This window comes from Agromyces indicus, assembly GCF_031432295.1.
Classification (GTDB): Bacteria; Actinomycetota; Actinomycetes; order Actinomycetales; family Microbacteriaceae; genus Agromyces; species Agromyces indicus.
Genome location: NZ_JAVKGS010000002.1, coordinates 204,624 through 217,676 on the forward strand (window position 1 = coordinate 204,624; position 13,053 = coordinate 217,676).

A 13,053-nucleotide genomic window follows, 5' to 3' on the forward strand; every position below is an offset into this window, starting at 1 on the left:
GGCTCGATCGACCCAGTGCACGAGTGAGGACCATGCCCGAGCAGCACCATCCGGCGGAGCTGTCGCCGCCGATCGGCGTCTCCTACGTCATGCCCGTGTTGAACGACGCCTCCCATGTGCGCGCGGCCGTCGCGTCGATCCTCGATCAGGACTACGACGGGCCGGTCGAGGTGCTCATCGCACTGGGCCCGTCGATCGACGGCACGAACGAACTCGTCGCCGACCTCGCCGAGCGCGACGCCCGCGTGCGCGTGCTCGAGAACGCGGTCGGGTCCACGCCCGCGGGTCTCAACCTCGGCATCCGCGCGGCCGTGCACCCGGTGGTGGTCCGGGTGGACTCGCACTCGATGCTGCCCGCCGAGTACACGCGCATCGCCGTCGAGACCCTCGTCCGCACCGGCGCCGACAACGTCGGCGGCATCATGGACGCCCGCGGCGAGACCTCGTTCGAGCGAGCGGTCGCGCTCGCCTACACGACCCCCGTCGGCCTCGGCGGGGCGGCGTTCCACGTCGGCGGCCAGGAGGGCCCGGCCGACACCGTCTACCTCGGCGTCTTCCGGCGCAGCGCCCTCGAACGCGTGGGCCTGTTCGACGAGACCATCAAGCGCGGGCAGGACTGGGAGCTGAACCGGCGCCTGCGCGACACCGGCGGAACCGTCTGGTTCACCCCTGAGCTCGCCGTCACCTATCGTCCCCGTTCCACGGTGGAGCGGCTCGCCCGGCAGATGCTCTCGACGGGCCTGTGGCGTGGCGAGCTCGCGCGCCGGTTCCCCGCCGACAACGGCATCCGCTACTTCGTGCCGCCCCTGATGGTGGTCGGCGTCGTCGTCGGAACCCTGCTCGGGATCGGCGGCCTCGTGCAGCTCGCGGTGGGCGCGAGCCCGTGGCTGCTCCTCGGCTTCGCCGCGCCGGTCGTGTACCTCCTCTTCGTGCTGCTCGCGGCGCTCGCGTACGCTCGCGGTCGCGGCGCCGGCGTGTTCGGTTGGTTCCTCGTGGTGCTGCCGTGCATCCACGTGTCGTGGGGAACGGGCTTCGTGCTCGGCTACCTCTCCCTCACGAGCAACATCGCGAGCCACACGGGAAGGTGAGCATGACGGAGACTTCGCCGGGCCGCGGGCGGCCGACGAGCATCGCCGAGCTGCGCGCGGTCACGCAGCCGCCCGAGGTGCGCAACCGCCGCAACGCGGAGCACTGGACGGCGTCCCTGTACCTCCGCGACCTCTCGCCCTACCTCACCTGGCTCCTGCTGCGCACGCGCATCTCGGCGAACGGGGTGACGGGGCTCATGATCCTCGTCGGCTGGTCGACCGCAGCGGCCCTGCTCATCCCGGGCGTGTGGGGTGCGCTCCTCGCGGTCCTGCTCGGCCAGTTGCAGATGCTCGTCGACTGCTGCGACGGCGAGGTCGCCCGCTGGCGCGGCACGCGGTCGCCCGCCGGGGTGTTCCTCGACAAGGTCGGCCACTACTCGACCGAGGCGCTGATCCCGATCGCGCTCGGCATCCGCGCCGCCGCGTATCCGCTCGAGTTCCCGGCCGACTTCCTGTGGACCACGGTCGGCGCGCTCCTCGCGCTCGTCATCGTGCTGAACAAGGCGCTGAACGACATGGTGCACGTGGCCCGGGCGAACGCCGGGCTGCCGAAGCTCGCCGACACCCACGGCGAGACGGCCCCCCGTGGCGGACTGGTCGCGAAGCTCCGTCGTGCCGCACGCTTCCTCCCGTTCCATCGGCTCTACCACTCGGTCGAGCTCACGCTGATCGCGCTGGCGGCGTCGCTCGTCGGCCTGGTCGCCGGCCAGCCCGAGGTCGACCGCATCGTGGTCCTCGCGCTGCTGCCGCTCGCGACGCTCGCGCTCCTCGGTCACTTCGTCGCGATCATGGCGTCCCGCCGTGTCCGGGCCTGATCTCTCGCCGGTGCCGCGCGTCGGCGTCGTCGTCCTCACGCAGGGGCGGCGCCCGGTCGAGCTCGCGCGCGGCATCCGGAGCGTGCTCGACCAGGCGGGTGTCGCGGTCGACGTCGTGTGCGTCGGCAACGGGTGGGACCCGGCGACCGCCGACCCGCGGCTGCCTGACGAGGTGCGCACCGTGCACCTGCCCGAGAACCTCGGCATCCCGGCCGGACGCAACCGCGGTGTCCCGCACGTCGCGGGCGAGGTGCTGTTCTTCCTCGACGACGACGCGTTCCTGCCGGGCCCGACGTTCCTCGCCGACGGATGCCGCCTCCTGGCCGAGCATCCCGACGTGGGCCTCGTGCAGCCCCGCGTCGTCGACCCGACGGGAAGCACGGCCCCCCGCCGGTGGATCCCGCGGATCCGCAAGGGCGATCCGGCGCACTCGAGCAACGTCTTCTCGTGCTGGGAGGGCGCGGTGCTCATGCCGCGCTCGGCGTTCGACGCGACCGGCGGCTGGGCCGACCCGTTCTTCTACGCGCACGAGGGCATCGAGCTGGCGTGGCGCGTCTGGGACTCGGGCCGACGCGCGTGGTACGCGGGCGACCTCGAGGCCGCGCATCCGGTGATCGATCCGGCGCGGCACGCGTACTACTACCGACTCAATGCACGGAACCGGGTGTGGCTCGCGCGCCGCAACCTGCCCGCGCTGCTCGTGCCGCTCTACGTCGGATCGTGGACGGTCATCCAGGTGCTGCGGTGGGCGCGGCATCCGAAGGCCCTCTCGGCCTGGTTCGCCGGGTGGCGGGCGGGATGGCGCGAGGACCCGGGGCAGCGGCGCCCCATGTCGTGGCGCACCGTGTGGCGGATGACGCTGGCCGGGAGACCGCCCGTCGTGTGAGGCCCGCGAGCGGCGGCTACCCTTGGACGGTGGGTTTGAGGACTGATGCGCGTCGTGCCGTGAAACTCGTCCAGAACGTCGTTCGCTCGCGGAGCGCGCAGCGACGGCTGGCACGGGAACTCGCCGCCCGACCGCCGCTCGAACCGCACCGGTACCGGATCGGCGTCTACTTCGCCGACGGCAAGGTCAACCTCTACCAGCTGCGCCAGTGGTACCAGCCGCTCGCCCGGCTCGCCGAGCGGCACCCGGTGCTCATCCTCAGCCGGGCCTCCGGCGCCGCGCTCCAGCTCCTCGAGGAGTCGCCGCTGCCCGTCGCGTACGTGCGCCGCGTCGCCGACCTCGAGCAGGTCATCCACGATCAGGACCTCCACCTGGTGTTCTACGTCAACCAGAACGCCAAGAACTTCCAGATGATGCGGTACGGGCGTCGTTGGCACGTGTTCATCAACCACGGCGAGTCCGACAAGATGTACATGACCACGAACCAGTTCAAGGCGTACGACTACGCGCTGATCGCGGGGGATGCCGCCCGCACCCGCCTCGAGAAGGTCCTCTGGGACTACGACTTCGACAAGCGCGCGATCCCGATCGGCCGGCCGCAGGCCGACCACTACCTCGACGGCTCGCCGCTGCCGTACACGCCCGACGACCGCGAGGTGGTGCTCTACGCGCCCACCTGGGAGGGCGACCGGGGAGCGGCGGCGTACGGGTCGATCGCCTCGCACGGCGTCGCGCTCGTGACGAGCCTGCTCGCGACGGGCCGTCACCGCGTGATCTACCGTCCGCACCCGCGGTCGGGAGTCGTCGACCACGAGTACGGCGCCGCCAATCGGGCCATCATCCAGGCGATCGGGGCGGCGAACGCGGCCGACCCGACCGCGCAGCACGTCTTCGACGACGGCCCGGCCCTCGGGTGGCAGCTCGCCGCGGCGGATGTCGCGATCGTCGACATCTCGGCGATGGTCTACGACCGTCTCGCCGCGGGTCGGCCGCTGCTCGTCACGCGACCGGTCGATCCCGAGGCGCAGATCGACACGGGCGGCTACCTGTCGGCGTGCGAGTGGCTCGACGCCGCCGACGGCGAGGCGATGGCGGCGCGCGTCGACGATGTGGCGCACGACGAGGCGGCGCTCCAGCGGCTGGGGTTCTGGGTCGAGCGGTACTTCGGCGACACGACGCCGGGCGCGACGACCGCGCGATTCCATGCGGCGGTCGACCACCTCATGGCCGAGTGGGAGCGCTTCGCGGCGCTGCACGCCGACGACCCGGAGATCGAGGAGCACGACGCGGAGGGCGAGGTCGCCGAGCGGTCCGACGAGATCGACGTCGACTAGCGGTCGGCTCCGGCCTCGGGCGCGTCGGGTGCCGGCGCCGGTGCGCCGCCCTCGACCTCGGCCTGCTCGTCGTCGCGTCGGCGCCGGCCGATGGCACGTCCGGCCGAGCGGATGCCGCGACTCGTCGCCCCGGCCACGGCCGCCCCGATGGACGCCCCGCGTCGCGCGGTCCGCGTGACGGCCAAGACGCCGGCATCCCTCGGCTCGAGTTCCACGGGCAGCAGCGCGGGCGCCGCGCCGAAGGCGAGCCGGGCGTGCTGGAGCACGCGCCGGCCGAGCACGTGGTTGCCCACGCCGCCGATGGCCGCGCCGATGCCGAACGGGATGGCGCGGCCGATGATGCCGGCGCCCCCGCGGACCGCGAACTGCTTGATGAACTTCCGCCGCAGGCGGTCGACGACCTGGCCCATCACGGCCTTGGGCAGGCTGCTCGTGATGATCTCGCCCCAGTAGGCGTCCCGGCTCACACCGCCGCCGACGGCCCGGGCGGCGAACTGCTTGACCAGGTCGACGCCCTCGCGGCCCATCATGAGGGTCATGACGAGTGCACGGGCGCGGTCGGGGTTCTCGACGTGCAGGCCGTGCACCTCGGCCACCGACTGCGCGAACAGCGCCGTCGCCTCGAGGAATGCGGCGGTCTCGACCCCCGAGAGCGCGAGCGTGACGCCCGTGCCGATGCCGGGCACCACGGCGGTCGCACCGACGGCGGCACCGCCCGTCGTCACCGCGGTGAGGTAGCGGCGCTCCAGGATGCGCACGATCTCGTCGGGCGTCGCGTGCGGGTGGTTGCGCCGGATGGTGCGCAGGTGCGCGAGCACCACGGGACGCTGGATCGAGATGAGCCGGTCGAGCCCGCGCTCGAGCCCCTCGGCCCGGTTCGCGGCATCCGGCTGCTGCTGCCCCGCGCTCGCGAAGGCGGGGTCGTCGGGCACCTCGGTGCCCGCCTCATGCGGGGCGCCGGGACCCATCGAGGTGATGCGGTGCACTCGGTCGGACATGGCGAGCATCCTAGGACGCCATCGTGGGAACCCGCCGCAGGATCGCAGGGCTTGACGATGCCGGTCAGCGTGTGCCGTAGTCGGCGTTGTACCGGTCGATGACCTCGTCGATGCCCGCGTCGAGCACCAGGCGGCCCTTGTCGAGGTACAGTCCGCGCGTGCAGAAGCGGCGCAGGTCGCGTTCGTTGTGCGAGACGAAGAACAGCGTGCGGCCGCTCTCGAGGAGTTCCTCGATGCGCCGGTAGCACTTCTCGCGGAACGCCTTGTCGCCGACGGCGAGGACCTCGTCGACGAGGAGGATCGGCTCGTCGAGCTGGGACACCACGGCGAAGGCCACGCGGACCTTCATGCCGCTGGACAGGTGCTTGTACGGGGTGTCGAGGAAGTCGGCGATCTCGGCGAAGCCGATGATCTCGTCGAACTTCGCGTCGATCTGCGCCCGATTCATGCCGTGGAGCCCGGCGGTGAGGTAGACGTTGTCGCGCACCGTGAGGTCGTCGACGAATCCGCCCGTGATCTCGATGAGGGGGGCCACCCCGCCGTTGACGACGACCTCGCCCTCGTCGGGGATCAGCACGCCCGCGACGAGCTTCAGGAGCGTCGACTTGCCCTGGCCGTTGCGGCCGACCACGCCGATCGCCTCGCCGGGCAGCACGTCGACGCTGAGTCCGCGGAGCGGCCAGAACTCGTCCGGCCGGATCTTCCGACGGCTGCGGGAGAAGAGGTCCTTGAAGGTGCGCCGGCCCCGGCGGTTGCGGCGGAAGCGGATGCCGAGGTCGATGGTGCGGATGGCGGCGTCAGTCATCAGATCTCCTTCAGCACCTGACGCTCGGCGTTGCGGAACACCCAGAGTCCGACGGCGAGGAACGCCGCCGACATGGCCGCCGCGACGCCCACGGCGAACCAGTCGAGCTCACCGGGGAAGAAGCCCGCCCGGTAGAGGCTGAAGATGCCCGTGAGCGGGTTGAACGCGGCCCAGAAGTGGAGCGGCTCGGGCAGGTTCGAGATGCCGTAGATGATGGGGGAGGCGTAGAAGAGGAACCGCAGCACGAGCTTCGTCGCACGCTCGAGGTCGCGGAAGAACACCACGAGCGGGGCGACGATCATGCCGATGCCAGCGGTGAGCGCCGCCTGCAGCACGATCGCGAGCGGGAAGTACGCGAGTTCCCAGCCGACCCGGGCGCCGCCGAAGATCGCGAACAGCGCCAGCACGGGCAGGGCGAGCACGAACTCGATGCCCTTCGAGAGCACGATGCGGTTGACCCAGATGGTCCGCGGCAGCTTGGTCGACCGCACGAGCTTGGCGTCCTTCAGGAACGCCCGCGTCGAGTCGGACACGGCGCCGTTGAACCACATCCAGGGCAGGAGGCCGGCCAGCAGGAACACGATGTACGGCTCCGTGCCGACCAGTCGCTGGAAGACCTGGGTGAAGACGAACCAGTAGATCGCCGCCATCACCAGCGGGTCGAGGATCGACCACAGGTAGCCGAGCGCCGACGTGGTGTACCGCACCTTCAGGTCGCGCGTGGTCAGCAACCAGAGCGAGTGACGGTACTCCGACCACCGCGTCCGCGAGAACGGATGCGAGTCGGCGTAGCTCATGGCTCTCATCGTAGAGGCCCGGCGCACGGCTCCCGAACCGCGCGGGCGGGCCCCGACATGCGAGAAGCGGATGCCACGCGGCATCCGCTTCTCACGCTGTCGGTGGGGCGCAGGTCACACGAAGTGGTTGGCCCGCTCGAGGTCCTCGGCGAAGTCGATCTCGACCGCGTAGAGGTCGGAGACGTCCATCGGCTCGACGAGCATGCCGTTCTGCTCGATCGCGAGCTCGATGCCGCGCTCGAAGTAGTCCTGGTCGCCGACGCGCTGGAGGTGGGCGAGCAGCGTCGCCTTGTCGCGGCTGGAGATGTAGTTGATCCCCACGGCCTCGCCGAGCCCGCCCTTGACGGTCTTGGAGAGTTCCTTGATGTAGCCCTCGGCGCTCGTGGTGTACTTCACCTCTTCGTCGGACACCTTCGCGGTGTTCACGGTGACGAACGACTGGTCGCGCGCGATGAACGGCAGCGCCCGGTCGAGGATGCGCGGGTCGAAGACGACGTCGCCGTTCATCCACAGCACGCCGCCGGGCTGCGATGCCTGCAGCGCGCGCATGAGCGACTTCGACGTGTTCGTCTGGTCGTATTCCTCGTTGTAGACGAAGGACGCCTGCGGGAACGCCTCGATGATGTGCTCGAGCTTGTAGCCGACGACGATGGTGACCGCGGCGTTCCGGCCGAACGCGTGCTCGATGTTGTCGAACTGCTGGCGCATGATCGTGCGGCCGTCGCTGAGCTCGGTGAGCGGCTTGGGGAGGCTTCGCCCGAGCCGGCTCCCCATGCCGGCTGCGAGGATCACGATCTGGGTGGTCACTGCATCTCCTTCATCGGTCGGATGAAGCGGCGCGCCGTGTCACGACGAGTTCGCCAGGAGTTCATCCGGAAGTTGTTGGGTGGACACGCCGTTATGCCGATCCTCAGGATACCGGGTCGGAGTGTTCGAGCCCTACCCCTTGCGCCCGTCGTGGCGCTTTCGTGATGTGACGCCCAGCCGTTGCCCAGTTTCGTGGCCCGAAACCCGGCGCGGCGTGCAGGGGATTCGGAGGCGGCGACCACGCGACTTGGTAGGTTGTCGTGGTGACTTCCGTTTCGCGATCAGGCCCTGACGACGAGACTCCCGAAGGCACCGGCACGGGGGTGTCCGCCGATCGGGGGGCGTCCGTCGCGCCCGAGCCCACGGATGCGGCGGCGAGCCCGGCGCGTCCCGCGAAGGCGAAGCCCGCAGCCAAGCCGAGGCCGTCGTCGGCGCGGTCGTCGTCGGCGCGCACGAAGGCGTCGACGACGTCGAAGCAGGCAGGCGCCAAGTCGGGAGCGAAGACGAGCACCGCGAAGTCGGCGAGCACGAAGACGACCGCGGCGAAGCTGGATGAGGCGCCGAAGGCGGATGACGCGAGCGGCACCGACGCCGCGCCGAAGTCCGCCCGCAAGCCGACCGCCCGCCGACCGAACACGACCGCGACCAAGGCGCCGGCGCCCGTGGTGGCCGCTCCCGCAGACTCCGACGCGACCGAGGCCGCCTCCGCTGCTCCCGGTGACGCTGCGACGTCGGCGGCGGCGCCCGCGTCCGCAGCAGCGAAGACCACCGCGGCCCGCAAGCCGGCAGCCCGCAAGCCCGCGGCCCGCAAGCCATCGTCGCGATCGACGGCCGCGCCCGCCGAGGTCGCCGAGGTCGAGTCCGAGGCGGTCGACGCCTCGGCCGAGGTACCGACCGAGACCGCCGCGTCGAAGCGCAGCGCCGCATCGCGGTCGGCGTCGTCGTCGGCCGCAGCGAAGCGCACGGCCGCCGCGAAGAACGCCCGGACGCCCTCCGTCTCGCTCGCCCAGGCGAAGGAGCGCGCGGCGGACGCACGGAAGAAGGCCGTCGCCCGCCAGCGCGTCGCTGCCGCGATGACCACCGACACCACCGAAGCCGAGCGCCCGCCGCGCCGTTCCGACGACTCGGTCGCGCCGGCGAAGGCCGATCCGACACCCGTGGCGGAGGAGGCACCGGTCGTCGAGGCGCCCGTCCTCGAGGAGCCGGTCGTCGAGGTGCCCGCTGAGGTCGTCGTCGAGGAGCCCGAGGCCGGCAGGTCGGTCGCCGAGGAGTCCCTGACCGACGAGGCCGTGGCAGCGGAGCCGGTGGCCGAGGAGCCCGTGGTCGAGGAGCCCGTGGCCGACGAGCCCGTGGCCGAGTCCGCCGTAGCGCCGTCGGAGGTCGACGACGACGCGCGTGCCGTGGGCGACGAGCGCGGGGTCGCCGTGATCCCGGTCGGCTCGTCGAAGCCGGCTCCGCGCAAGAAGCGCACCCTGCGGGTGGCCCGTCCGGCTCCGGACGCCGCGTCGCGCGTGCTCGCCATCGACGGACTCGTGAAGCGCTACGGCGACACCACCGCCGTCGACGCGATCAGCCTCGAGGTGCGCGCCGGGTCGTTCTACGGCATCGTCGGGCCGAACGGCGCCGGCAAGACCACCACGCTCTCGATGGTCACGGGCCTGCTCCGGCCGGATGCCGGCACGGTGCACATCAACGACATCGACGTCTGGAAGGACCCGCGTGCGGCCAAGCGCGCGACGGGCGTGCTGCCCGACCGGCTCCGCCTCTTCGACCGGCTGACCGGTTCCGAACTCCTCTACTACTCCGGCTCGCTGCGCGGACTCGACCATGCGACCGTGCTCGACCGCAGCGCCGACCTCGCGACCGCGTTCGGCCTCGAGGACGCCCTGGACCGCCTCGTCGCCGACTACTCCGCCGGCATGACGAAGAAGATCGCGCTGGCCTGCGCCATGATCCACTCGCCGCGGCTGCTCGTGCTCGACGAGCCGTTCGAGTCCGTCGATCCCGTCTCGGCGGCGAACCTCACCGACATCCTCGAGCGCTACGTGGCGGGCGGCGGCACGGTCCTGCTGTCAAGCCACAGCATGGACCTCATCGAGCGCGTCTGCGACTCGGCGGCGATCATCGTCGGCGGTCGGGTGCTCGCATCCGGACCGCTCGACGAGGTGCGCCAGGGGCAGACCCTCGAGGACCGCTTCGTCGAGCTCGCCGGCGGACGCAAGGCAGCGGAGGGGCTGGAATGGTTGCACAGTTTCTCCGACTGAAGCTCCGGCTGCTGCGGAACATCTTCCGACGCAGCGCCTGGCAGGTCGTCGGCGTCACGGTGGGCCTCGTCTACGGACTCGGCGCCGCCATCGTCGTGTTCCTCCTGCTGTCCGGGCTCCGCGGCAGCGATGACGTGGCCCTCGTGCGCGACGTGCTCGTGGTCGCGGGCTCGGCCGTCGTCGTCGGATTCCTGCTCGTGCCGCTCGTCTTCGGCGTCGACGATACGATGGACCCGCGACGGTTCGCGCTCTTCGGCCTGCCCGACCGCGCGCTCGCGCTGGGGCTCGCGATCGCCGCGACCGTCGGGGTGCCCGCGTTCGCGCTCGCCATCGCCCTCCTCGGCACGGTGGTGACCTGGTCCCGCGGGATCCCCGAGACGCTGCTCGCGATCATCGCGGCCGCCCTCGCCTTCGCGACGTGCCTGCTCGCGGCGCGCCTCACGGCCGGCCTCGGCGGGCTCCTCCTCGAGACGCGCCGCGCGCGCGAGGTGGGCGGCGTCATCGGCGTGCTGCTCGTCGTGATGGCCGCGCCCGTCGTCGTCGCGCTCGCGACCGTCGACTGGGCCTCCTCCGGCCGGAGCGCGCTCGCGGCGATCGGCGGCATCCTGTCGTGGACCCCGCTGGGCGCCGCCTTCGCCGTGCCCGGCGACGCCGCGGCGGGCGAGTGGGGTCCGGCCATCCTGAAGCTCGTCATCGCGGCGGCGACGGTGTGGCTCGCCTGGCGCGCGTGGGAACGACTGGTCGCCCACATGCTCGTGACCCCCGGCCGCGAGGCCGCGCCGCGGTCGTACCACGGGCTGGGGTGGTTCGGCCGGATGCCGCACGGCGCCACGGGCGCCATCGCCGCGCGCAGCATCACCTACTGGTTCCGCGACGCCCGCTACTGGGTGGCGCTCGTCATGGTGCCGGTCACCCCGCTGCTCGTGATCGTCCCGCTGGCCATCGCCGGCGTGCCCGCCACCTACCTCGGGCTCATCCCCGTGCCGCTCATCTGCCTGCTGCTGGGCTGGAGCCTCCACAACGACACCGCGTACGACAGCACCGCCGTCTGGCTGCACGTGGCCTCCGGGGTTCGCGGCGTGGCCGACCGCATCGGCCGCCTCGTGCCCGTGCTCGTCTCCGGCGTCCTCGTCATCGGCCTCGGCAGTGCGGTGACCGTGTTCGTCATCAACGACTGGCGGCTGCTGCCGTCGCTGCTCGGCGTCAGCACCGCGCTCCTGCTCGCCGGGCTCGGCATCGGCTCGATCACGTCCGCGGCGCTGCCGTACCCGGTCGTGAAGCCGGGTGACAGCCCGTTCCAGCAGCCGCAGTCCAGCGGCACCGTGACCGCCCTCGTGCAGTCCGTCACGATGCTCGGCACCGTGCTGGTCGCGGCGCCCGCGATCGTGTTCGCCGGCCTCGGGATCTTCCTCGACCCCGCCTGGCATGCGGCGTCGCTCGCATCGGGCGTCGGCCTCGGACTCATCGTGCTCGTGCTCGGCGTCCTCGTCGGCGGCCGCGTCTTCAACCGCCGCGCCCCCGAGATCCTCCAGGCCGCCGTCCGCGCCTGAGTCGCGCGTAGAATCGAGCGCATGATCCGTCCCGTGCAGGCGAGCATCGCCGACCCCGACGCACCCGGCGGCGGCACTACGGTGCTCGACCGCGAACTCGAGAAGCTCCTCGAAGAGGAGGCCATCGAACCCGGCGACCACGAGCGGTTCTCGCACTACGTGAAGAAGGACCAGATCCTCGAGTCGGCGCTCACCGGCAAGCCCGTCAAGGCGCTCTGCGGCAAGAAGTGGACGCCGGGCCGCGACCCGGAGAAGTTCCCGGTCTGCCCGACGTGCAAGGAGATCTACGAGCGGCTGAAGCAGGGCTGACCCGCTCGCCGTCCGGGGGCGGGGAGCCCGCGGGCCTCAGCGGTAGGAGGTGGGGATGACCGCCTCGCCGCGGCCGAGCCGGAACGCCTCGATGGGCAGCTCCTGCATGACCTCGGCCCGGTGGGCGCGTGCGGCCTGCACGCCCGCGTGGCCCGTGTACGCGGCATCCGCTCGACCCTCGCGCATGAGCGGCACCATGAGCGGCCGCAGCGAGTCGTCGTCGGCGAACTCCGCCTCGCCCCCGGGTCCGTCGCCGACGAAGACGAGCTCCTCGCGCGCCGTGCGCGTGCGATCGAGTCGACGGGCGGCGTTCTTGCGCCCGCCGATGCTGAGCTTGTTCGTCGACGCCTTCGCGACGTCGACCCATTCGCCGTCGTCGCCGCGCCGGGCGACGAGCTTGAACACCATGCCGGCCGCCGGGAAGCCGGACCCGGTCACGACCGACGTGCCCACCCCGTACGCGTCGACCGGCGCCCCCGAGAGGGCCGCGATCGTGTACTCGTCGAGGTCGCTCGTGACGGTGATCCGGGTCCGCACGGCGCCGAGCGAGTCGAGCTGCTCGCGCACCGCCGCGACCACGGTGGGGAGGTCGCCCGAGTCGATGCGCACCGCGCCGAGCTCGGTGCCCGCGACCCGGATCGCCGTCTCGACGCCGCGCTCGATGTCGTAGGTGTCGACGAGGAGCGTGGTGCCGGGGCCCAGGGCCTCGACCTGGGCGCGGAACGCCGCCTCCTCGCTGTCGTGCAGGAGCGTGAACGCGTGCGCCGCGGTGCCCATCGTCGGGATGCCCCAGCTGCGGCCCGCCTCCAAGTTGCTCGTGGCGTCGAAGCCGGCGATGTAGGCGGCGCGCGCGGCGGCGATCGCCGACCCCTCGTTGGTGCGCCGCGACCCCATCTCGGCGATCGGCCGGCCGAGCGCGACCGACACCATGCGCGCGGCGGCGCTCGCGACCGACGAGTCGTAGTTCAGCACCGACAGCACGACGGTCTCGAGCATGACGGCCTCGGCGAACGACGCGCGGATCGTCAGGAGCGGCGAGCCGGGGAAGTACGCCTCGCCTTCGCGATAGCCCCAGATGTCGCCGCTGAACCGGTAGTCGGCCAGCCAGTCGAGCGTCTCGTCGCGCACCACGTGCTGCTCGCGAAGGAAGTCGAGCTCCTCATCGCCGAAGCGGAACCGCTCGATGAGCTCGAGCAGCCGCCCGGTGCCGGCGACCACGCCGTAGCGGCGGCCCTCGGGCAGGCGGCGCGCGAACGCCTCGAACAGGCTCTCGCGGTGAGCGGTGCCGTCGAGCAGCGCGGCATCCACCATCGTCAGCTCGTAGCGGTCGGTGAACAGCGCAGCAGACCCGGTCGTCACGCGCCCAGCCTAGCCCCGGGGCGAGCGGATGCCGCGGGGCG

General features: G+C 71.9%; 13 protein-coding genes. 7 read left to right on the plus strand and 6 right to left on the minus strand.

Going from position 1 to position 13,053, the window contains the following annotated elements:
• The first annotated feature begins 32 nt into the window (after positions 1–32).
• Genes RH861_RS07175 through RH861_RS07190 form a run of 4 tightly spaced genes read left to right on the plus strand, consistent with a single transcriptional unit; the run spans position 33 to position 4,123 of the window.
• Positions 33–1,088, plus strand: a complete 1,056-nt coding sequence (locus tag RH861_RS07175) for a glycosyltransferase family 2 protein (RefSeq protein WP_310520432.1) — start codon at positions 33–35, stop codon at positions 1,086–1,088.
• Positions 1,089–1,090: 2 nt separating this feature from the next.
• Complete coding sequence (locus RH861_RS07180) at positions 1,091–1,903, plus strand: CDP-alcohol phosphatidyltransferase family protein (protein ID WP_310520433.1); 813 nt, start codon at positions 1,091–1,093, stop codon at positions 1,901–1,903.
• Entirely contained in the window at positions 1,890–2,789 is a 900-nt protein-coding gene (locus RH861_RS07185; RefSeq protein ID WP_310520434.1) for a glycosyltransferase family 2 protein, read from the plus strand. Before RH861_RS07180 ends, RH861_RS07185 begins: the two co-directional genes overlap by 14 nt.
• Before the next feature lie 29 nt (positions 2,790–2,818).
• Positions 2,819–4,123 carry a CDP-glycerol glycerophosphotransferase family protein gene (locus RH861_RS07190; protein ID WP_310520435.1) on the plus strand — a complete coding sequence of 435 codons (1,305 nt, stop codon included), beginning with the start codon at positions 2,819–2,821 and terminating at the stop codon, positions 4,121–4,123.
• Here RH861_RS07190 and RH861_RS07195 read toward each other — a convergent pair.
• From RH861_RS07195 to RH861_RS07215, 5 genes are all read right to left on the minus strand, one after another.
• Positions 4,120–5,121: a hypothetical protein gene (locus RH861_RS07195; protein ID WP_310520436.1), complete on the minus strand. Its 1,002-nt coding sequence runs from the start codon at positions 5,119–5,121 to the stop codon at positions 4,120–4,122. The genes RH861_RS07190 and RH861_RS07195 overlap by 4 nt on opposite strands.
• A 64-nt stretch (positions 5,122–5,185) precedes the next feature.
• Positions 5,186–5,926 (minus strand): ABC transporter ATP-binding protein, encoded by a 741-nt coding sequence (locus tag RH861_RS07200; protein WP_310520437.1) that lies wholly within the window; start codon positions 5,924–5,926, stop codon positions 5,186–5,188.
• On the minus strand, positions 5,926–6,723 hold the full coding sequence (locus RH861_RS07205) for an ABC transporter permease (RefSeq protein WP_067950081.1): 798 nt from the start codon (positions 6,721–6,723) through the stop codon (positions 5,926–5,928). Before RH861_RS07205 ends, RH861_RS07200 begins: the two co-directional genes overlap by 1 nt.
• 114 nt (positions 6,724–6,837) lie before the next feature.
• Positions 6,838–7,530, minus strand: coding sequence for a phosphocholine cytidylyltransferase family protein (locus RH861_RS07210; protein WP_067950079.1), 693 nt, complete (start codon positions 7,528–7,530; stop codon positions 6,838–6,840).
• Between the two features lie 103 nt (positions 7,531–7,633).
• On the minus strand, positions 7,634–8,617 hold the full coding sequence (locus tag RH861_RS07215) for a hypothetical protein (RefSeq protein WP_310520438.1): 984 nt from the start codon (positions 8,615–8,617) through the stop codon (positions 7,634–7,636).
• On the opposite strand from RH861_RS07215, the gene RH861_RS07220 reads away from it, so the two are divergent.
• The 3 genes from RH861_RS07220 to RH861_RS07230 are packed head-to-tail and all read left to right on the plus strand — an operon-like array spanning position 8,604 to position 11,653.
• The gene (locus tag RH861_RS07220; RefSeq protein WP_310520439.1) at positions 8,604–9,794 is read left to right on the plus strand and encodes an ABC transporter ATP-binding protein; all 1,191 of its coding nucleotides are present in this window, start codon (positions 8,604–8,606) and stop codon (positions 9,792–9,794) included. The genes RH861_RS07215 and RH861_RS07220 overlap by 14 nt on opposite strands.
• Positions 9,770–11,344: a hypothetical protein gene (locus tag RH861_RS07225; RefSeq protein WP_310520440.1), complete on the plus strand. Its 1,575-nt coding sequence runs from the start codon at positions 9,770–9,772 to the stop codon at positions 11,342–11,344. Before RH861_RS07220 ends, RH861_RS07225 begins: the two co-directional genes overlap by 25 nt.
• A 21-nt stretch (positions 11,345–11,365) precedes the next feature.
• Positions 11,366–11,653, plus strand: coding sequence for a DUF3039 domain-containing protein (locus tag RH861_RS07230; RefSeq protein ID WP_067950077.1), 288 nt, complete (start codon positions 11,366–11,368; stop codon positions 11,651–11,653).
• 36 nt (positions 11,654–11,689) lie between these two features.
• Here the strand turns inward: RH861_RS07230 and RH861_RS07235 are convergent, their stop codons facing one another.
• Complete coding sequence (locus RH861_RS07235; RefSeq protein ID WP_310520441.1) at positions 11,690–13,012, minus strand: nicotinate phosphoribosyltransferase; 1,323 nt, start codon at positions 13,010–13,012, stop codon at positions 11,690–11,692.
• Positions 13,013–13,053: the final 41 nt, after the last annotated feature.

What these genes read in the sequence shown, in the direction of transcription:
- RH861_RS07175 (WP_310520432.1), top strand. Translation starts at nt 33, where the DNA reads ATGCCCGAGCAGCACCATCCGGCGGAGCTGTCGCCGCCGATCGGCGTC.
- RH861_RS07195 (WP_310520436.1), bottom strand. Translation starts at nt 5,121, where the DNA reads ATGTCCGACCGAGTGCACCGCATCACCTCGATGGGTCCCGGCGCCCCG.
- RH861_RS07200 (WP_310520437.1), bottom strand. Translation starts at nt 5,926, where the DNA reads ATGACTGACGCCGCCATCCGCACCATCGACCTCGGCATCCGCTTCCGC.
- RH861_RS07205 (WP_067950081.1), bottom strand. Translation starts at nt 6,723, where the DNA reads ATGAGCTACGCCGACTCGCATCCGTTCTCGCGGACGCGGTGGTCGGAG.
- RH861_RS07230 (WP_067950077.1), top strand. Translation starts at nt 11,366, where the DNA reads ATGATCCGTCCCGTGCAGGCGAGCATCGCCGACCCCGACGCACCCGGC.
- RH861_RS07180 (WP_310520433.1), top strand. Translation starts at nt 1,091, where the DNA reads ATGACGGAGACTTCGCCGGGCCGCGGGCGGCCGACGAGCATCGCCGAG.
- RH861_RS07225 (WP_310520440.1), top strand. Translation starts at nt 9,770, where the DNA reads ATGGTTGCACAGTTTCTCCGACTGAAGCTCCGGCTGCTGCGGAACATC.
- RH861_RS07220 (WP_310520439.1), top strand. Translation starts at nt 8,604, where the DNA reads ATGACCACCGACACCACCGAAGCCGAGCGCCCGCCGCGCCGTTCCGAC.